Here is a 19,571-nt window from a genome sequence, read left to right on the forward strand (position 1 = left end):
CATCAATCATAGCTTAGGGAATGAGTCATTTATTATTTGGAAACAATTGTGCAACCATGGAAAAATTTAATTCAGAACTAAACCGTATATCCAACACGTTGCAAAATCCAGATGATTTGCTGGGTGTGCTTGGTGGCGCTGGTGAAATGGGGGAGTTGACTCGTGTGTTTGAATGGTCAAAAACTCCAGTGGGACCAATGAATACTTGGCCACATAGCTTAATTACCCTAATTAAAACAATACTTACGAGTCGCTATCCCATGTGGCTTGCTTGGGGACAAAATCTCACTCTTTTTTATAATGATGCTTATGCCAAAATGACTCTGGGCCCAAAACATCCGTGGGCATTAGGCCGCTCGTTTCGTGAAGTCTGGTCTGAAATTTGGCCTGAAGTTGGCCCTCGTGCTGAATCAGTGCTGTGCTCTGGTCAGGCAACCTGGGATGAGGGATTACTGCTCTTTTTAGAGCGCAACGGTTTTCCGGAGGAAACCTATCACACCTTTTCATATAGTCCTGTATTTGGCGAGCAGGGCCATATTCATGGTATTTTGTGCGTAGTCACTGAAGATACAGAACGCAATATCAGTGAGCGGCGGTTACGGACTCTTCGTGAGCTTGCCGCTCACACTAATGAAGAGGTCAAATCGGTCGAAGATGCATGCAAAATTACTGCACATATCCTAGAAAACAATCCAAAGGATGTGCCTTTTGCACTTTTATACTTGCTTGATGTCGATGAGGAGCAGGTTTCTCTAGCAGCATCCAGCGGCATTAAACCAGGTGAGCCACTAAGCCCTGTCACGCTTGAGCTTTCGGGCTCTGAAGAACCATGGCCGTTTACCTCTGTCATCAAATCAGGCTGTAGCATTCTTATTTCACATCTATCAGCACAATTCGGCCCATTACCAGGAGGTCCCTGGCCAGAGCCATCACCACAAGCAATGATCTTACCCTTAGCAAAACCAGGCCAGACCCAATTTGCCGGTTTTTTGGTGGTAGGTATAAGCGCTCGTCGACCTTTAGATGATGCTTATCGAGGTTTTTTCGATCTCGTGGCAGGGCAAGTAGCTATCAGTATTACTAATGCTCGAGCATATGAGGAAGAACGCCGACGGGCGGAAGCTCTGGCTGAACTTGATAAAGCTAAAACGGTCTTTTTCTCGAATGTAAGTCACGAATTTCGCACGCCTTTAACGCTTATGCTTGGACCGATTGAAGAGATGCTGAAATCGACTGAACAAGATTGGATAGAAAATCACCACCATCTGAAAGTGGTCTACAGAAATGGTTTACGACTCCAGCGACTGGTTAATACACTCCTTGACTTTTCAAAAATAGAAGCAGGCCGTATCCACGCCTGTTTCGAACCTACTGATATCGCTGTCTATACGGAGAATCTTGCGAGTAATTTTAGATCTGTCTGTGAGAAAGCAGGCTTAAATTTGTGCGTGAATTGTCAACCAATTACTCAGCCAGTGTTTTTGGATCAGCATATGTGGGAGAAGATCGTTCTCAATTTGCTTTCAAATGCGTTCAAATTTACTTTTGAAGGTGAAATCAATATCTCTGTTTGCCAATTAGCACAAGCTGTCGAGCTAAGAGTTAGGGATACAGGTATCGGTATTGCTGCAGAAGAAATGCCTCGTTTGTTCGAACGCTTCCACCGAATCGAAAACTCAATGGGGCGCACTTACGAGGGTAGTGGTATTGGGCTATCACTGATACATGAGTTAGTGAAGTTACATAATGGTTCGATTAGAGCTGAAAGTGAAGTGGGATATGGAACAACTTTCATAATTACAATTCCTTTAGGCTCCGCTCATCTGCCTCGAGAACAAGTATGGAATGAAGGGGCCACTGCAACAGTAGCGACAGAAGCCAAACAATTCGTAGAGGAAGCCCAACGTTGGCTACCCGACTCACAGAATTTGCATACTTTTGAAGAAGAATGGTTCAATGATAATGTGCTCTCGTCTGCGACTGTTCTTGCTGAGCAAAAAAATACTGCGCGGCTCTTAATTGTTGATGATAATGCAGACATGCGTCAGTATTTAATGCGTCTCTTAATGCCTCAATATAAGGTAGAAACGACGTCCAATGGAGAAACTGCTCTCGCCTTGATACAAAATAATCCGCCCGATCTCATTATCTCGGACGCGATGATGCCGCAGTTGGATGGATTTGGTTTATTAAAAGCCCTGAGAGCGGATGTCCATACTGCCAATATTCCCGTTATTATCTTGTCTGCCCGGGCTGGTGAAGAAAACCGCATCGAAGGAATGCAGTGCGGTGCCGACGAATATTTTGTAAAGCCTTTTAGTGCTCGGGTTTTACTCGCTTCTGTATCGGCTCATCTTCAAATGGCTCGCCTTCGGCAAGAAGCACATGAAGCAATACGTGAAAGCGAAGAGCGTTTCAGAGCGCTGACCAGCACCACCTCCGATGTTGTTTATCGTATGAGTGCTGATTGGAGCGAAAGGAGTTATCTTCAAGGACGTGAATTTGTTACCGATATGCTCGAACCAAGTAAGAAATGGATTGATAAGTACATTCACCAAGATGACCAACCCCATGTAAAACAAGCGATACAAAAGGCCATTCAATCTAGGGATGTCTTCGAGCTGGAACATCGCGTAATTCGTGTAGATGGCTCGCTCGGTTGGACGCATTCTCGAGCAATTCCCATCCTCAATAAGAATGGAGAAATTGTAGAGTGGTTTGGTACTGCAAGCGATGTAAGTCGTCGCAAAGAGGCTGAGCAAGCATTACTTGAGGCCTCTCGACATAAAGATGAGTTCTTAGCCACCTTGGCCCATGAATTACGTAACCCTCTTGTTCCTCTTTTCAATGCATTAGAAATTATGCGGCTTGCAAAGAATAATGCTCACATCGTTGAAAAAGCACAGGACATAATGGAGCGGCAAGTTGTGCAAATGGATCGTCTCATTGAGGACTTATTGGATCTTAGCCGAATCAGTCATGGTAAAATTCAGCTACAAATAGAACGTATAGAATTATCAAAGGTCATTCAGCAAACCCTTGAAAACAGCTATCCCATAATCAAGGCAGCGGAACATAAATTAGAAGTAGATCTACCTTCTTATCCTATTTACATCAAAGCCGATATAACTCGACTTGCACAGGTATTTTCAAATCTTCTTAATAATGCATCCAAATACACAGAAAAGGGAGGAATGATTCGACTATCAGCCCAACTACATCATGAGCATGTAGTTGTTTCAGTGCTTGATAATGGTGTTGGTATACCGACTCACATGTTGTCTCATATTTTTAATAAATTTACACAAGTTGATAAACAATTGAAACGTTCACAAGGAGGATTGGGAATCGGATTATCACTTGTCAAACAGTTGGTTGAGTTACATGGTGGAACTGTCGAAGCCAAAAGTAGGGGCGAGAATCTTGGCAGTGAGTTTATTGTCCGGATACCGATAGTTTCAGCGATTGTTAAAACACAAGATTGCAATAATGAATCAATAAGTCCAACAAATTGCCGTCGTATTCTTATAGTAGACGACAATATCGATATCACAACAAGTTTGACTTTATTGCTAGAGTTTATGGGCCACACTATAAAGACTGCGTATAATGGTTTAGATGCAATAGATACAGCAAGCTCGTTTCAGCCAGATTTAATTTTAATGGATATTGGCATGCCGCAACTTAATGGCTATGATGTGGCTAAGGAAATCCGAAAACAACCATGGGGAAACAGTATTGTTTTAGCCGCACTTACAGGCTGGAGTCAGGAAAAAGATAGGCACCGAGCCAAAGAAGCTGGTTTTGATTTTCACATTACAAAACCAATCAAACTCGACATGCTCGAGAAATTACTTACTGATATTGATTTTGATACAGTATAGAAAACTATGGAGCATGCCATATTATTGGCATTCCGCCCATAAAGCGGTCTCTTAGCCCAAAATTAAAAATCTTAGACAATTCAAGTTTGAATCTAAAAACTACGAATTTAGGCTTCCTTGCTCATATTTAGGCATTATTGGAATATACAGACAGTGACCCAAAAGCTTACTTCATCACTTGTTTCATCTTTTAAACAGAGGTCATGCTTGGGGCTTTTTCTATACTGCTACTCACTTCTTCCATGGCACTGGCTATAGGACCTTTCACAGCTTTATGTACAAATATACCCGCTTTACTTGCAACCCCAACACCTATACCTGCCGTAGCAGCTAAACCAACAGCGACTCCAACGGTCATTGCAATACCGGCAGCAGTCATAGCACCACCGACAGCCGCAGTTGGGAGAGTAAGCGGCGAAGACGCACCAAATGTAAGCACTGTAATCGCAATGGCGGCAGCAACTAATAGTACTCCTGCAATACAAAGCAAAGCGCCCCCTACTATTGGCCCCCATCGTCGATTCGTTCCTAATGCATCTTGTATATTACTATTATGCTGGTTACATGCATCTAGGCTATCAGGATTATTGATTAAGGTAGTTGTATCTTTTAAGTATTTCGTTATTCTTGGCAAATCACTCATACTTATCTCACCATTCTCTTTGAGTTTTTTAACGGTACTTAAAAGATTCTTGACCGCTTGATTGACCTCTGGATTTTTAGGATTGGTGTTGCCTAATTCAATATAGGACTTGAAATACTCGAGTCGATTCTCTAGAAGTTGGCCATATTTGCTTAGAAAAATATCTTCTTTAAGTATTTTATATAATAATTGAACCTGCTCATCGGAGAGTTTATTAAAATTTTCATCTTCTAATGCAAGCTCTATAGCTCTTAAATAAGCTTCAAGTGATTTTAAAGGATTAATTGCTAAAAATAATTGAGCCCTCTCTAAACCATCTGTGATTGAATTACTTTCAGTATATATATTCTTTAAACTGTCTATACTGAGTATTAGCTGTTCTTGATCTAAAGTTATAGGCTTCTGCACCGATTCACTAAGTCCATCGATAGACACGTAGTTCGCTATAAACGTAAACTCAACTGCTTCTTTATCGAACCACGCTAATTTGTCATTTTCACTCAAACTATCTAACATTTGTTGGCTGTAACCAATAACGATTGCTTGAATAAATAATTTTGCAATTAATTGGGGATTATTATGTGTTTTTTCCACCATTTTTTTGTAATTTTCTTTATTTTGGTGATTAATTGCGTCAATTAATTTTTGATTTAAAGCAGTTTTATCTTCATTTAAAATTTCAGGTAGAATCCCTTCTAGCAAGGATTGCATATATGTCCCTATGCTATTCGGCTCTTGAACATATTTTTTGAAATTTTCATAAGTGGGTAAGGGAATTTTAAATTCATCCAGTATACGAGAAAACTCACCAGCTGTTTTGCTTTTACTTCGTTCGATGACGTTATAAGGTTGATTTTGCTTTGCAGTTGGGCTTGTATCTAGCGGAGATTGCAAATGGGCTTCTATGTGAGCAAGAAAAAATTGTTTAAAATTTTCTTTATATTTTTGAAAACCCATGGTACATCTCCTATTTAGTCCAAAAGATATTTTTTATTTCAAAATGATTCAAAATAAATCATTTTTTGCCAATAATAATACAATTACCTTAAGTAAGTATTAAGATGAACTTCTTTAGGAGGTATAAAAAAGTTATGTTTTACCCTTATTCTTTAACTCCTTGTAATAACTTAATGCCCTTGTCCTGGCTTCATGATGGTCAATAACTGGCTTTGGATAGTTTGTATTCAAATAAATATTGTCACAATTAGAAGATTCCCATGGAGCATGGATCGCTTGCCCCTCCAATTGCGAAAGTTCAGGAATCCAATGGCGAATATAACCGCCGTCAGGATCAAATCTTTGGCTTTGTAATACTGGATTGAAAATACGAAAATAAGGTGCTGCATCAGCTCCACTTCCTGCCACCCATTGCCAATTTGCACTATTATTCGCTAAATCTGCATCAACAAGAGTATCTAAAAACCAATCTGCACCCAAGCGCCAATCAATCAACAATCCTTTGGTAAGGAATGACGCGCTAATCATACGTACACGATTGTGCATATAACCTGTTGCCCATAACTCTCTCATGCCTGCATCGATTAATGGGTATCCTGTCAAACCTCTTTGCCAACGAACTAATAATTGCTTCTTGTTATGCCAAGGAAATGCATCGAACTCGCCCCTAAAGTTATGATCGGGAAGATTGGGGAAGTGATAGAGTAGATAAATTGAAAACTCTCTCCATCCCAGCTCGGATAAAAAATGTTCCGCTGAGATTAAATCACAGTTGGGATCAAGTTTTGCTAATTCAATTACTCGGACAATGATTAACGGGCTGATTTCTCCAAAATGTAAGTGCGGTGATAAACGTGATGTTGCATTTTTTATAGGAAAATCTCGATTTTTTTTATAACCATTAAGATGATGCTCGATAAACTCATCGAGTTTTTGTTGCGCCCCCTTCTCTCCTGGAGTCCAATAATCCGCAAATCGCGACGCCCAATTGAGGTTAGGTAATAATTTCCACTCCCAAAGATCATCACTTTGAATCTCGGCACCCGTTGGTAGATGCATCAACTGCATAGGTGATGGAATATTAAGAATTCGCTTACAGTGTTTCCAATAAGGAGTAAATATTCTAAAATAATCGTCGTTTTTATTTCTAATCGTCCAAGGCTCGTGGAGCAAGCCTCCATTTGAACTGTGAGCTTCGACACCATATTCCAACAAAGTTGCTTTAATCCTTTTATCACGTGAAATCGCTGTTGGCTCATAACAGCGATTCCAAAATACTGCGTTTGCAGAAACGGACTTAACTAAATCTAAAATAATTTCTAATGGATCTCCTTTACGAAGAATAAGATTTAATCCAAGTTGCTTTAAGGAATGACTTAAGGAAATAAGACTATGATGAAGCCACCAGGCTTGTGCTCTTCCTAAAACACTATTTTTTTCTTCATAAATATACAGTGGAATCACAAACTGATAATGAGAACAAGCTTTAATAAATGCAGGATTATCATTCAACCTTAAATCTTGTCGAAACCAAACTAATGCAATACTCATATAAATCTCAGGATGAGGTCAATGTTTTAACTTATCAATTCCGATAACAAATACTTCACACGCTGCTAAGTGGGTAACATATTACTGCAAATGCAGGTGTACGTCTTTATTGAATTTGAAGTTGCTGTTCTATGCGCCATAATGTTCTATAATCAAGCAAATAAGACTCACTATTTCTAAGGCTTAACGCTTATGTTTTTAAATATTACCGCAGCACAATTTCCAGATGCGACGCTTAGTGATATTGAATACAGCCAAAATATCTATCAAAGTATTGATTTTAATTTGGGTAAAGATGCAGATATTGCACTCAATAAAACTACTTTAGGAAAATTTGTAACTAAATTTAAAAAAATTCATAGTACTCACGACAAGCCTATTGAAGGAATCATTACATTAGGAACCATGAAACATGTTTCCCCAGATACCATAAAATTGCTTCTTACATCAGAAGAATTTATTAATATGCTTGATCATAAAAGCTTCCTCAAATTAACAGTAACTTCTGACGAAATTGCCGACTTCGTACTCAACACTCCCAAATTAAAAGCAAAACTTGACGCTATTGAACCTTCAATAGATAAGCAAAAATTTAAAAATTCTTGTACTGCAAGAGCAATAATAAGGATACTTCTTGAAAGAGGATATATTGATCAAAGCAATTATACTCCGAGCAAAGAACTAGAAATATATAAAGAAATTTGGCTAGAGCCTGGCAAAGTTGCCTCACCAGAAAAGATTGTATCCTACTTCCACAAACACCATCTCAATGTAGTTGGTATTGAAATTAAGGAGTTATCTAAATCTGTACGCAATAAGTACTCAAGAGATACGATGATCACCTCCCTCTATTCACTGTTCAAGAAAAATGTACCGATAAGAAAAAAAGTAACACTTACAGAATTAAGCGAAGCTGATTTTCCTGAAGGAATAACTATGCTGATTGTGATAAATACAGGAGTGCTGCATACCTTGTTAGGAAAGAAATGTGATGGGCAATTTGTAGTGACCGATCCTCAATTTGGCGATAAACAAACGTATAATGGCTTTATGGATTTTCTTGAGAAAGAGAGAAAAAATATGGGCGTTTTTTTTGAGATTTTACCAAACACCGAAGAAATTTTTAGACCATAAAAGAGAGCATAATCTAATTTGGACTAGTTAATCGCTCTTTAGATAGTGCCATCCAAAATTTACTCCCATGAATGTCTACAGCCTGCGCTTAAGAGCGTCCAAACGTTGTGAATCCATTGATCTGGATTGTCGCACATAAAGCACCATACATAGGCAGTGGAAAACCCTATAAGTGAAAGATAAATATTGTCAGATAGAAGCTTCTTAGTTTATATTAATGGATGATTAACGCATCTTAAATTGTTCTTTAAGATCAACAATATACTTTTTGATTTTAAACAGTAGTATTTGTGAGTAAAAATAAAGGATTATCCACTCATGATTAGCAATGATAGCATTTCCAACAAAATCAATAATAACCTTTTCTTTATTTCAGCTCATCAGAGTTCTATCGCTTTGCAACGCTTTTTCTACTTTATGTTTTGCTTTGAAAGTTAATTATTCGTTATTTTATTAATCCGTTTTGGAATTGCAACTACGTTGCAATCTTAATTATTTTTACATTAATGGAGTTTTTACCTAGCATAAGGATATATTAGAATGAATGGGAATTATATAAAAAACTTTCTACTGATAGGGGCTAGTGGATTATTTATAATTAGCCCAATTTATGCGGGAATTCCCGTATGGACCTTTAATCCGTTAACCAAAACGAACATTTCTCTCCCCAGTAACAATACTGCCATAGTTCAATATGCTATTACCAATCAGTCAAAAAAGAGAGCACTTACTTTACGGATGAAACCAATCGACGGAGTTCAATCTACAGGATGCACTGAGCCATTACCAAGTCGTCAATCCTGTACTTTAACCTTAACAATTGATGGCAGCCTGTTAACGGGAAACATTATTGGCGGACCTGTATTATGTGAAAGAGGAAATCCTAATCAATGTTATCAACCAAGTGCCGATAACCAGCTCATTATAAAGAAAACAGCGAATGCCAAAATAAAAGTAGGAGCGGGAAACTTTCTTAGCAATTTAAATTCAGGGATGTTAGCAGTTAAAGAAGGCTCCAGTGGAAATTGGAATTTTCCTATTGGTAATGGATATACTTTGACGAGTACTAGTTGCTCAGGCACTGGTTCTTCGGCCATTTGTACCGCTGTAGGAAATTATTATGGTATTGGATCAGGGATTGTATTTGTTAGTCAAAATGGAGGGGCTACGTGGTCGCAAGCATCTTCGGGCATAAGTAATGCAGCACTCTATTATGGAACTAGTTGCTCTGGTTCATTAGGAAGCACCGTATGTACCGCAGTGGGACAAGATAGCCAACAAAACTTACTGATTAGTGTTAGCCATGATGGAGGAACCACATGGAATACGGCCAATATTCCTCATGCTCGTGGTAGATTTAACACCACAAGTTGTACAGGATCTGGTAACAGTGCTATTTGCATTGCGGCTGGACAATCATTGATTAACCCCTCTCCGAACTCCATTTTATATGTAAGTAGCGATGGAGGAGTCACTTGGGAGCCAGTGCCAGTAGCAGCAACAGGATTTAATCTTTTGGGTTCAAGTTGTTCAGGGTCCGGTAATAATGCTTTATGTGTAGCAACAGGTCTGCAAATATCAGGATCGGGGCCCGCAGCACTTTATGTAAGCCGTGATGGAGGCCAAACCTGGATGAATAAATCCACACCCGCTAATAGCCAGTTCAACAAAATTAGTTGTGTGGGTGATAAGAGTTTAGGGATTTGTGTTGCTGCAGGACAGAATCTAGCGACCAAAACAGCTTTATTGTATGCAAGTATTGATGGTGGACAAAACTGGACTACCCAGTCTTTTCCAGAAAACAATAGTGTATTTAATAATGTAAGTTGTAGTATAGGCACTTCATATAATACTGCTTTATGTGTTGCTGTAGGACGTGATAATTCAGCTTCATTACCACTTGTATATACAAGTACAATTAATGCAACGGGGCTTAATTGGAACAAAAAAACAACTACCACCACAAACAGTACTTTTAATGCGGTTAGTTGTACGGGAAGTGCTACTACTGCTACCTGCATTGCAGCGGGTCAAAATATCACTCAAGGTAGTTCTTTGCTCTATATAAGTAAGGACGGTGGTGCCTCATGGTCCGTTGAACCTATAGAAAACGCTGCTGGATCCTTTGCTGCTGTTTCTTGTGTAGGGATAGGAGACTCACTAGTGTGTTCTGCTGCTGGAGATATAATACCCTCACCTTTGATTTATCAAAGCACAAACAATGGCTCTTCTTGGAATATTATTGATCTACCCAGCAAAGCTGGGACCTTTAACTCTATAAGCTGTACTGGCTCAGGTATGGATTCAGTTTGTGCTGCAGCAGGAATTGATAATAAGGGAAATGTGCCTTTATTGTATTTGGGAACTCCAACAACCAACCTATCATGGAATTGGAGCCAGGTCCAAACAGGCATAACTGCTCAAGGTTTATTTACTTATGTGAGTTGTACTGGATCGGGGAAAACAAGCATTTGTGCCGCTGTGGGTAATTTCGGAACTACGTCTATTAGCGGCTCAGGAGCTCCAATTATTTATGTAACTCGCAATGGTGGCACTTCCTGGAATCTTATAGGTACTGACAGTTCACTGACAAAAGTCTTTTTAAGTGGCAGTAGCTGCACTGGTGCTGGTGATACGGCTGTTTGTGTTGCCGCAGGTCAAAACTTCTCTATTCCTAGCTGGCCCTCTTTATTAATGGAAAGTCATGATGGAGGCCAAACTTGGACTCAAGTAAATACAGGAATTACGAACCAAGTTCTTAATGCAGCAGGTTGTTCTGGTAATGGATCAAGTGCAGTGTGTATCGCTACAGGACAAGATTATGGATCAGGTAACCCATTAATTTATTTAAGTCAAAATGGAGGAATAAACTGGAATACAGTCGACACTTCTTCAGTATCGGATAATGCTTATTTTAATGGCGCCAATTGTTCTGGAATTGGAGCAAAAACGATATGCACAGCATCAGGCCAGGATGTTAATACTGGATATGCGCTTATGTATTCTACCGAGAATGCTGGTCAAACCTGGACTCAGCAGCAACCATTAACTGTACCTGCACAAGGCAATAGTATACTTTATCAAACAAGTTGTACCGGTGATGCTTCTCAAGCCGTGTGTGCCTCAGCCGGAGTATATACAGGAAATTATCCTTCGTATATTTATTTAGGTCTTGCTAATAGCTCCCCTATACTTTGGAGTTTAATAACCCCAAGTACCTACAATGGATTTCTATCCGTTGCTCATTGTGCTGGTTTAGGTTCCTCTACTACTTGTATGATTGGTGGAGGTGAAGCGAATTTAACTTCTACACCCTTAGTCCGCCCTAGTCTTTATATAACTTCTGATGCTGGAAAATCATGGAGCCCTGTTTCTATTGATTCTTCCGTACTTGGGGGACAATTTAATGGATTAGCAAGTGATAAATCTTAAAAATAAATTGGGATCCATAAGGTGACATTTTTGGAATAAAGGACCTTAGTATCATATAGTAACGCCATAAAAACTGGCGTTACTATAAAACCCAAAATACTCGTATTGTAAATTTTAGAATCTCAGCCCTTTAAAGCGTGGAAGATGGCAAAGGTGATTTTTTAAAAAAAGTGACAATTAAATTTGCATCCTTCATTTTGGTGGTCATAGAATTTGGATCATACCCCGGAGGTAAATGGAATGCTTGACTGTAATTGCTCTGAGAATAACTTACGCTTTTATTGCTATCATATTCACGAGTAATTTTTTGCGTTACATTTGAGCTAACTATTAATTGTCCCTCTTTAACGGACACGTCAATTTTACTATCAGCACCTTGGGGTAATTTTATTTTATAAACAATCTCATTTTTATTCTCTTTAATTTGAATATTACTTGTACTACCAAAGAAATTCTGATTGGGCTGATTTATAAGATTATTCTGCATTTGTGAAAATTGACTTTTAATAAATTGATCCATAGCTTGTTGCATTTTGTCCATTTGTTTCAGAACATCATTCGGCGATTGAAAAAATGGATCGTTAGCAAATGGATCCAAAGATAATGGAGCATTACTATTTGGCACCTGATTATTTTGTTTCGCCTCAAGCGCCATAGCTCCTGCTGATATCATCGTGATAAGAGGAACAGAGATTAAAATAGGAAATAGTTTCTTTTTCATTGAAATCTCCTTACAAGATTGATTATCTAATTGAGTTTTGCGGCGACGAATCATCCTTATTATTTTTACTCTCTTCGTTCAACGTGTCTTTCCAATATTGAACGGCAACTCTTGCACTTTCTAATGAATTTTGTGTGTTTTTTTCTATTTTTGCTCTATTTCCATGAGCATCAGTCATTAGATCAAACATTTTTTGGGCCGTACATTTTTTACCATTATAACTTTTACCTTTGACCATATCTGGAGCTGCAATGATTTGATCGCCTACTTTTGTAGTGGTCCATAAAAACTCTTGAAGCTCTCTAATAGATTCAATGTGTGTTTTTGCCAAATCAATGAATTCTTTCTGCCCATTTTTACCGAGCTGATTAAACAAAGGCATCCATTCTAATTGGACTACCTTGTCTTTACGATCTCTTGTCGTTTCTAAAACATTCAACACATTAATTAATAGACTGTATAAATCATCTTTACCTTTATGGTGAACATTCTTTGCCCTTTCATCGCTTGAATTTGCATGCAAACTGGTAACAAATTCATTACCTAGCACTGCAAAAGCTAATTTTTGGTGATCTAAAGCAGCAGGAACATTTAATTCCTTTAACATAGCCAAGCACTCCTGCTCCCCATATTTTGCATAAAGAGAACCACTACCATAATCAGGGTTATTCCAATAATGGGGAGTGATGTTAGGATGGTAGTGGCGCCCACTTGCTCGCATTAAAGCGACTATTTGCAACGCTTTAATATGTTCAGGAGTTAATTCAGCTAATTGTTTTTGTAAATGTTCAGGAAGTTCAGTCTGGTTCCGATTTAATATATCAATAATATAAGGAAGTAATGCTGCAGAACGATTAGCATTATCAAAACCATGGGTGACCCTATCAGGGCTATTAGGCATAATTCTATCACGGTCTAAAAGTTGCGCCCCATCCGCTTCTACAATTGGAAACCCTCTCAAATATACTTTTTCACCAATATATTCTGCAATTTCTTCAATAGATGATGAAAAATTCATATACCTTAGCTCCTAATTGTTTTAATTTTAGATTAAGGTTTGTTGACACTCAATCTTCATGGTCTACGTATCTCAAAAAGACACAACAAGTGGGGTCCGGATCGCTTATTTTTGTTTTTCAAGCTTGCGTTGCAATTGATCGGACTTTCAATTGCTTCAATTTCTGTAATCTCTTTTGAAAAACGTATTCCGAGATAAAACAAATTCTTTATATAAGTATAACTCGTAAATCATTAATCTTATGAAACTTGTTTATATATTTTACTACTGGCGATGCTTTAGCTGCAATACATAGACTTACTTGATACTTATGATCTGAGGCTAAAAAAGAAGAAAATGCAATGGTTAATAAATAACTCCAATTATTTTAACTGATCTTTGTTCTTGATAAGGGGCTGCATGTAGTTTTAATGCCAAGCTCGTTTTTTCGCTCACATCATACCCATTGATTTGTGATCAACACTTTCTTAAAAACTATGAGTAGGCAAAAAAGCTTGAGCGGTTGAGGAGGGGCTTACATGAGAGTTTGCATCAAAAAACGCATGCGAATTTGTTCCCACTTTTGAGTCAGTTACTTTTTTGTTGGGAGTAATCTCCATGGTTACATTGCTGGATACAGTATTAATCCACTCATTAAGCATTTGTAAATTATCAACCATTATCACATCAATATCGAACCGATTAGAGTCAATTTTAGAGAAAAATTGAGCCTCATTACACTTGCCACTCTTGGTCGAGGCAATAAAATAATCAAAATTTGCATTCGCTGCAGCTAAGTAATCGTTAACATCATCACCAATATATACCGTTTGTCGATAATTTACATGTGATTTCAATCCTCGTCTAAATTCGGGATTAGCAATGAACTCCTCGAATTGCGTTGCTTTAACTACATTTAAGTCCATTAATGCTTTAAATTGCTGAATTAATAATTTAGTGGGATCTGGCTTATGTTTGCCTTTAAGATTAACACCCATGGTGTCATTTAAAGTAATGATATAATCTCCAGATTGTATCGTTTTTTTCACTGCATGCTCGTGAGGTTCCCGATTATCTGGCAACTGACAATGCACACCGCGAATATGATAATTAATAGCCTCAGCTACGGTATCCGAATAATTATCACTACAAATTGCAAGCTTATGCCCTTTTTTATTCATTTCTAGTAAAAAACACACTGCCCCCGAGATAGGGAGCATCTTGTGCCCCATACGCACAATGAGCTCATCAACAGGTCCGCTTTCCAATTTGCGCTTCAGTTTTTCCAGATTGTCTGCAGAAAGAAAGGGGTATTGCTCTTTTAAGGATTGAAGCAGTCCATCTGCCCATGTTTTTTTACCATAACCAATTTCAAGAAGCTCTTCCATTGTGGGAAGTTGAGTTTCACCCAGGTTAGATAAAATTGTTCTTATTCTCCACGCCTCGGAGGGTTGGGAATTGAAAATAGTGCCATCATTATCCAGAATAAGTATTGCTTTGCCAGTTTGTAATAAGCCTACTAAATCTCTATGGGTATTTTTTTGTAACTTATCAACACGTTCCTGCATTATTGTCAGCTCAATGAATAAGGTCTGTATGGTATCAAAGTGCACTATTTTTTCAACTCATCTATGATATAATTTTTCGCAGAATTTTTCTCGATGTAGTAACGTCAATTAGCTTTGAGGTTACACGTTTTAACGAAGTGAGTAATCTAATGACTGAAAAAGTAATCACCCTTAGCCCTGTAATAACTCCTCAAGCGTATTATGATCAAAATGCTGCTGAGTTAGGTATTGTTCCAGATGGAACTGGTTTACAGGTTGTCTTCAAGATCAATGGTGAACATTATGTCTTCGCTGGTCCTCGTGGTGGTTCAGTACTAACAGTTAATGGTGGCACCGTTGAAAATAAAAATGCACCATTCCTAGCACAACTCGCAGAAGAAATGGAAGAAGAAACCTTTGGTGTCTTCAAAGTAACCTACTCTCAAGAAACTGGGTATCAGCTTAGCGTGAATGGCAAACAACACGCACTTACTCTTCAAGATGATAAAAGCTATCTCGCTTATAAACCTGGAAAATATGCTTATGTGACATTCACTGCTGTTTGTAAAACCGTCACGCTAGAGGAGCTGGAAGCCGCACAAATGCAAATGAACCCCACAGCTGCATTCTGGAATCAAATCGGCAACTTTTTATTCCCGCATACACGAAATGCACCCAAAGATGATGCATTTTTAGCTTACTGGGAATCTCAAGCTGCAGCACGAGCTGACTTGATTGCAACATTAAGCCAAGCGGATGAAAATACTCTATTAATTAAGCCAACTGTAGTTTTTGGAGCTAAAACTATTGCCCAAGCACTAGCCCGATTAAATGACATCAAATCCTATGGCGAACTGATGACTATGTTTAAACACACTGTGGGTCGCTATAGCGAGCGTCCGGGATATTATGTATTTACAACTTCTGAGCTGGTAAGAGCTGTAAACAATGAGGATATTAAAGAAGTAAACGACTATAAAGGCAATAAAGTCGCTTCTGGAATCTTTAATGATAGCGCTGTTAAAGCGATTCTACCGTCATTTATTTCCTCTCAAGTATCAATTGGAAACTCCCGCGAGAGCTTATTCGCATCATCAACCACTGTTTCCTCCTCTTTAGAACAACAAGCAGTTCAGAGGCATTATTCTTATTCTTAAAATTATGCACTAAAAGGGGCCTCTTAGGGCCCCCATTTGACCTTTTTGAAGTGTTGTGATGCCTAACTTACCTGTTGAGCATTGCCTGTCCTAACCAAAAAAAACTAACATCATGTGCAATTTTTTCTGCAGTTTTTGCGAAGATCCAAGATTCAACTTCCTGCCAAATATCATTGTCTCTATCTTTTTCGTCCTGTTGTAAAAAAAAGTTGATTAACCCTTTCATTTCCATACTACCTTGAGGAGGTAATTGGATAAATGTTGTTTTAATTTCTTTCTCAAAAGGGATATGCAAATTAAGCAAAGCGGATTCTATATCGTCTGCAGTATAAAATTGCTCATTTTGATTTCCTATATATGCCTTGAAGTGTGATTGAATTTCATAAATTCCACGACGTCCTCTTAATACAATTAAGCCTGACTCCCCACATTCTGCTATTTTACTAACCATATAGGGTAAATCCAAAGACCAATAAAGGCATTGGGAAGCGATAACCCAATCAAAATATTCATCACTTGGATGTTTTAAAAAATAGCTTTCGGCAGTGCCGACAAAGGTATTCGTGTGCACAGGAATGATAAACTTATTTTTTGAATACTCTAATAAAGCATCTAAACTTGGCTCTACACCAGTTATAGTGACTTTTGAGGGCATTCTACTGGCATAAGCATCAATTATTTTTTTTATTAATGCGCCGTCATGGCAACCTAAATCCAAAATATTTAGCTGATGCGAGTATGGAGAAAATCGAGTACGCATTAAGTCAATAAGTAAAGATTTCTCACTAGCATTAGCGAAATAGGTTTTGAAGAACTCACTGCTATCATACATAGACATTTGATTTTCCTTATCCGTTATTCAATATAAATAATGCTGATTGGGATGTTGCAACCAATTGCTATTAGGATAATTAACCCCTAAAGTTTCAATGAACTGAAAAGATAAGGCTTTGCGTGAACAGTTGGAGTAATTTACTGGGCTGCAATGGATAAAATTACCATGAAATAATAACGCATCCCCAGCTTTGACTTCTAAGGGCGTATAATAATAGTTTTCTGTGATAAAATCAGGAATAGAAACATCATTGAGCAATTCAAATTGTCTGGTTTTATTTTGATGATTCACCTGTGAAACCCATTTCAAAGGCCAATGATTACTGCCAATAATTCCATACATGCAGGCATTTTCTATGCATGCATCTTCCAAGGCCAACCATAAAACAATTACTGAAGCAGGCTCAGTGTAAGCAAACGTTGATTCCTGATGCGGCCGTACTTCACTACCGAAACCATGAGAGTACTTAGGAATATAGACACTCAGATGACAAATTGGCCTTCTATATCCTATACCTTTCAAAATCATCATCAGCATAGGGTTCCGATAAACTGTCTGTTGCATCATTGAGTATTTTTCTATGAGATGCATCCCATGTCCAATCCTATTAACTACTCTGACATTATCTATCACTTCATAAAATACATGTCCCTTTTGATTGGATGCTTGAAAGTAAGGCTCAGTAACATATTCTTTAGGTTCTAATTCTTGTTGCAAAGGATTTTTAGAATAAAAACAGACAATTTCATTCTTCCAATTTTGAGCAATATCTACTTCTGCATCGTGTTGTATAAGTTCAATTTCACTGAATAAATGAGTTAGTTCTGTCTGATTAATATAATCTTTAAGAACAATTATACCATTTTGGTTATAACTGCAGATTGCCTGGTTTAAATCAGATTGGAGCTCAGCAAGATTATACTCTTTTAACGCATGGTAAGTGGTGATAATTTTCATCGTTCACCTCTATTCTAAATATTTAGAAACGGAGATATGATTTTTATGTCTAAGTCAGGATGTTTTTCTCGCATAACCGTGTAATTTAAAGGAAAAATTACAATTTCTGTTGATGCGCTCGCTTCCGCGTTAATGAGATGACCGCCAAAAAGATGAAAATTATCGCCACCTAAAGCTGCATGAATATGTACAAACCAGCCCTCGTCAGCTAAGGTTACATTGCCAGTCAAGGATGCAATTTCATAAGTTTCCGGAAACAATTTCTTGGTATGTTGGTTGGTATCACGATGATAAAAGCCCATAGTGACATTGGATAAAGCACCAATACCGCTGATACTTGCAGATTTTAAATGAACATGAGTTGCATAATTTATGATACTTTTAAATAAGTTATCCCCTTCTTTTAGACTTAAAATATACGGAGAATATTCGTATTGATGCATGATAATGGCTCCTATTGTGAAAACAATAAAAGCCATCACCAAAAATCTTTTAAAGACAGGGTTGGCCAGGATGACTTAAAGAGTACCAACCCCTAACGATTTCCTTAATGTAAATTAAATCAACTTGAATTCTATATGTCAAGAAAACAAAACCATGTTGTTTTCTTATCTCCAAACTCATATGCGCTATACTCAATAAAGAAGGTACTGCTATGAATTTGAAAAGACAGGGTGTTTTTTTATCTTTATTGATAACGTTAGCCTATCCAATCTTTGGAAAAGATGCCTCGCAGCCTGTGGTGAGTCATTCCCAGTTGCTAGGAGCAAAAGAGCTTGTGGATAGCGGTTGGCTTCCTGATATTATTGGCTTGCCCAATGAAGAGCAGGTTGAAAACCTAACTAGGCATGTTGCTAATGTGATGGCAGAAGAGCAAGATAAAAAGTGTAATGCAATAGACTACAATCTCAGGATGGTTGTTTTTCAAAACTTTGTAATTTATCAACATATGGCGAATGCGCAACATCATTATTTTAAAGAAAAAATGATACTCAAATATGCTCATGTTCTTGCCATGATTCTAAAAGAAAGCAGCGGTGATCCAACGAACGTCACAGACATGAGTGGCCATTCAATATCTACAAGTAAACCGAATACAAACTTGCAACGTTGGCGAAATTTATTAAAGCTAACCATGCAAAATGGAATTAAATTTAATTACCAAACTAACTTTGGACTCACTCAACTCTCAGCAGATCGCTTGTTTGTTGCTTTTAAATTAGCCTATGGGGGACATAACAAAGATTTTCTAGAAGGGAAATATGGTGAGGTAACCCCTGAAAGAGTAGTTTTAAATTCCAGTATTGCTATTCGCAGATTGATTTGGCTTTACCAGGATTTTGCTCAAGGACGATTAACCCAAGAAGATGGACGCATTCATCAAGAAGATATTTATAAAACTGAGTTTAATGAAAGATACCAAAATGGTTTAAAGATGGCACTTTTGTATTGTGGTACCCGATTTTTGTTTAGTGTTGATAATCAATATATTTGGACCAATGAAACTTCAACCTTTGAAAGTGCTATGGCTTCTATTGCTTATTGCAAACTGGGGAACTCTCAATCAGGATATGGCAAATATGAAATTGATGAACAATGTTTTGCAAAATGGGTGACTTTATGTCCGGCTTTAAACATAAATATAGCACTCCTTACACCGCTTAGTTATTTTCAAACCAGAGGAAACAAACCCGTCTGTATAGATACTTTTAAGCGTCTGCTAAATAAAGAGCCCAAAAATCAGTGAATTTTCAGC

Annotated in this window: 13 protein-coding genes; 5 read left to right on the forward strand and 8 right to left on the reverse strand. The window is 37.9% G+C overall.

All coding sequences use genetic code 11. The annotated features are described in order from the left end of the window. Positions 1–56: 56 nt before the first annotated feature. Complete coding sequence (locus tag DYH34_RS16190; protein ID WP_162263044.1) at positions 57–3,884, forward strand: ATP-binding protein; 3,828 nt, start codon at positions 57–59, stop codon at positions 3,882–3,884. 190 nt (positions 3,885–4,074) lie between these two features. Here the strand turns inward: DYH34_RS16190 and DYH34_RS16195 are convergent, their stop codons facing one another. Both DYH34_RS16195 and DYH34_RS16200 read right to left on the reverse strand, forming a co-directional pair. Next, complete coding sequence (locus DYH34_RS16195; RefSeq protein ID WP_058463685.1) at positions 4,075–5,484, reverse strand: hypothetical protein; 1,410 nt, start codon at positions 5,482–5,484, stop codon at positions 4,075–4,077. Between the two features lie 132 nt (positions 5,485–5,616). After that, complete coding sequence (locus DYH34_RS16200; RefSeq protein WP_058463684.1) at positions 5,617–7,035, reverse strand: cryptochrome/photolyase family protein; 1,419 nt, start codon at positions 7,033–7,035, stop codon at positions 5,617–5,619. A 192-nt stretch (positions 7,036–7,227) separates the two neighbouring features. Here DYH34_RS16200 and DYH34_RS16205 point away from each other — a divergent pair, with 192 nt between their 5' ends. Then, positions 7,228–8,169 carry a hypothetical protein gene (locus tag DYH34_RS16205; protein ID WP_058463683.1) on the forward strand — a complete coding sequence of 314 codons (942 nt, stop codon included), beginning with the start codon at positions 7,228–7,230 and terminating at the stop codon, positions 8,167–8,169. 540 nt (positions 8,170–8,709) lie between these two features. After that, positions 8,710–11,601, forward strand: coding sequence for a VPS10 domain-containing protein (locus DYH34_RS16210; protein WP_058463682.1), 2,892 nt, complete (start codon positions 8,710–8,712; stop codon positions 11,599–11,601). A gap of 130 nt (positions 11,602–11,731) precedes the next feature. On the opposite strand, the gene DYH34_RS16215 is transcribed toward DYH34_RS16210, so the two are convergent. The 3 genes from DYH34_RS16215 to DYH34_RS16225 form a co-directional block, all read right to left on the reverse strand. Then, complete coding sequence (locus tag DYH34_RS16215; protein ID WP_058463681.1) at positions 11,732–12,322, reverse strand: Hsp20/alpha crystallin family protein; 591 nt, start codon at positions 12,320–12,322, stop codon at positions 11,732–11,734. Positions 12,323–12,344: 22 nt separating this feature from the next. Continuing rightward, on the reverse strand, positions 12,345–13,340 hold the full coding sequence (locus DYH34_RS16220; RefSeq protein ID WP_058463680.1) for a SidE phosphodiesterase domain-containing protein: 996 nt from the start codon (positions 13,338–13,340) through the stop codon (positions 12,345–12,347). A gap of 467 nt (positions 13,341–13,807) precedes the next feature. Further along, on the reverse strand, positions 13,808–14,887 hold the full coding sequence (locus tag DYH34_RS16225; RefSeq protein WP_058463679.1) for an HAD family hydrolase: 1,080 nt from the start codon (positions 14,885–14,887) through the stop codon (positions 13,808–13,810). 149 nt (positions 14,888–15,036) lie between these two features. Here DYH34_RS16225 and DYH34_RS16230 point away from each other — a divergent pair, with 149 nt between their 5' ends. Further along, the gene (locus DYH34_RS16230) at positions 15,037–16,023 is read left to right on the forward strand and encodes a hypothetical protein (protein ID WP_058463678.1); all 987 of its coding nucleotides are present in this window, start codon (positions 15,037–15,039) and stop codon (positions 16,021–16,023) included. 67 nt (positions 16,024–16,090) lie between these two features. On the opposite strand, the gene DYH34_RS16235 is transcribed toward DYH34_RS16230, so the two are convergent. Genes DYH34_RS16235 through DYH34_RS16245 form a run of 3 tightly spaced genes read right to left on the reverse strand, consistent with a single transcriptional unit; the run spans position 16,091 to position 18,258 of the window. Continuing rightward, positions 16,091–16,861, reverse strand: coding sequence for a class I SAM-dependent methyltransferase (locus DYH34_RS16235; RefSeq protein WP_058463677.1), 771 nt, complete (start codon positions 16,859–16,861; stop codon positions 16,091–16,093). A gap of 21 nt (positions 16,862–16,882) precedes the next feature. Then, entirely contained in the window at positions 16,883–17,815 is a 933-nt protein-coding gene (locus DYH34_RS16240; RefSeq protein ID WP_058463676.1) for a phytanoyl-CoA dioxygenase family protein, read from the reverse strand. A 14-nt stretch (positions 17,816–17,829) separates the two neighbouring features. Continuing rightward, positions 17,830–18,258, reverse strand: coding sequence for a PPC domain-containing DNA-binding protein (locus tag DYH34_RS16245; RefSeq protein ID WP_058463675.1), 429 nt, complete (start codon positions 18,256–18,258; stop codon positions 17,830–17,832). Positions 18,259–18,470: 212 nt separating this feature from the next. Here DYH34_RS16245 and DYH34_RS16250 point away from each other — a divergent pair, with 212 nt between their 5' ends. Continuing rightward, positions 18,471–19,562 (forward strand): hypothetical protein, encoded by a 1,092-nt coding sequence (locus tag DYH34_RS16250; RefSeq protein ID WP_058463674.1) that lies wholly within the window; start codon positions 18,471–18,473, stop codon positions 19,560–19,562. Positions 19,563–19,571: the final 9 nt, after the last annotated feature.

It is taken from the genome of Legionella cincinnatiensis, from assembly GCF_900452415.1.
GTDB lineage: Bacteria > Pseudomonadota > Gammaproteobacteria > Legionellales > Legionellaceae > Legionella > Legionella cincinnatiensis.

Coding starts and splice junctions, on each gene's coding strand:
- DYH34_RS16190 (WP_162263044.1), top strand. CDS start 57: ATGGAAAAATTTAATTCAGAACTAAACCGTATATCCAACACGTTGCAA.
- DYH34_RS16195 (WP_058463685.1), bottom strand. CDS start 5,484: ATGGGTTTTCAAAAATATAAAGAAAATTTTAAACAATTTTTTCTTGCT.
- DYH34_RS16200 (WP_058463684.1), bottom strand. CDS start 7,035: ATGAGTATTGCATTAGTTTGGTTTCGACAAGATTTAAGGTTGAATGAT.
- DYH34_RS16205 (WP_058463683.1), top strand. CDS start 7,228: ATGTTTTTAAATATTACCGCAGCACAATTTCCAGATGCGACGCTTAGT.
- DYH34_RS16210 (WP_058463682.1), top strand. CDS start 8,710: ATGAATGGGAATTATATAAAAAACTTTCTACTGATAGGGGCTAGTGGA.
- DYH34_RS16215 (WP_058463681.1), bottom strand. CDS start 12,322: ATGAAAAAGAAACTATTTCCTATTTTAATCTCTGTTCCTCTTATCACG.
- DYH34_RS16220 (WP_058463680.1), bottom strand. CDS start 13,340: ATGAATTTTTCATCATCTATTGAAGAAATTGCAGAATATATTGGTGAA.
- DYH34_RS16225 (WP_058463679.1), bottom strand. CDS start 14,887: ATGCAGGAACGTGTTGATAAGTTACAAAAAAATACCCATAGAGATTTA.
- DYH34_RS16230 (WP_058463678.1), top strand. CDS start 15,037: ATGACTGAAAAAGTAATCACCCTTAGCCCTGTAATAACTCCTCAAGCG.
- DYH34_RS16235 (WP_058463677.1), bottom strand. CDS start 16,861: ATGTCTATGTATGATAGCAGTGAGTTCTTCAAAACCTATTTCGCTAAT.
- DYH34_RS16240 (WP_058463676.1), bottom strand. CDS start 17,815: ATGAAAATTATCACCACTTACCATGCGTTAAAAGAGTATAATCTTGCT.
- DYH34_RS16245 (WP_058463675.1), bottom strand. CDS start 18,258: ATGCATCAATACGAATATTCTCCGTATATTTTAAGTCTAAAAGAAGGG.
- DYH34_RS16250 (WP_058463674.1), top strand. CDS start 18,471: ATGAATTTGAAAAGACAGGGTGTTTTTTTATCTTTATTGATAACGTTA.